1 protein-coding gene is annotated in these 1,035 nt (G+C 75.5%); it reads right to left on the bottom strand.

The features are described from left to right. Positions 1–34 precede the first annotated feature (34 nt). A partial coding sequence (locus GT030_RS14755; RefSeq protein WP_161201503.1) for an HD-GYP domain-containing protein occupies positions 35–1,035 on the bottom strand: 1,001 nt, incomplete at its 5' end.

Raw genomic sequence — 1,035 nt, 5'->3', positions numbered from 1 at the left:
CCGTGGATCAGACGGCGGGCACTCGGGCGGGCGGTCACCGATGGGCCCCGGTGGTCCGGCCGTGGGTGCGCTGGCGCGGCGGGACGCCGGGGGCGGGTTCGTCGGCGGTGACCTCGGGGCGCCAGCCGTGCCGGCGCAGGGCGGCGGCCAGCGCGCCGACCATCCGGGGGTCGAACTGGGCGCCCGCGCACCGCTCCAGCTCGGCGACGGCGACCTCGACCGGGCGGGCCCGGCTGTAGGAGCGGGTGGAGGTCATGGCGTCGAAGGCGTCGGCGACGGCGACCACACGGGCGCACTCGGGGATCTGGGTGCCAGCGAGCCCGTAGGGGTAGCCGCTGCCGTCGAGACGTTCGTGGTGGTGCAGGATCGCCGCGCGGGCCTCCCCGAGGAAGGAGATGCCGCGGGTCATCTCGTGGCCGTACTCCGGGTGGAGCTCGATGATCCGGCGTTCCTCGGGAGTGAGCGGGCCTTCCTTGCGCAGCAGCCGGGTGGGGACGCCGAGCTTGCCGACGTCGTGGAGGATGCCCGCGAAGCGGAGCACCTCCACGCGTTCGTCGTCCAGGCCGAGCTGGCGGGCGATCATCACGGACGCCTGGCCGACCCGCTCGCTGTGACCCCTCGTGTACCCGTCCTTGATGTCGACGGCCTGGACGAGGGCGCGGATGGTGGCCTGGTGGGCGGCGCGTTCGCGGTGGTACTGGGCGAACACCCAGCAGGAGACGCCCATCGGCAGCAGCACCAGCAGGGCGGCGACGGGCCCGTAGGGGCTGCGCCACAGCACCGCGGTCATCAGTCCGGCCAGGCCGTGCACGGCGACGGGGGCCAGGGAGCGGGTGAACAGCCCACGCCAGGCCCGGCGCGGCGGGAGCCGGTCGGCGGCCACGTGCATGGCGCCGTCGAGCAGCGTGAGCACCAGGCAGAAGGCGAGCACGGCGGCCCCGGCGGGCAGCAGCGCGTACGGGAAGACGGAGTCCTCGACGGCCGCGCTGCCGTCGAGCGCGTGGTGCGTCCGGCCGGCGGCCCAGACGGCGAGCG

This window comes from Streptomyces sp. SID1328, assembly GCF_009865595.1.
GTDB lineage: Bacteria > Actinomycetota > Actinomycetes > Streptomycetales > Streptomycetaceae > Streptomyces > Streptomyces griseoluteus.
Note: the sequence above shows the minus strand (reverse complement) of the source record. Positions and strands in the feature narration are given on the sequence as shown.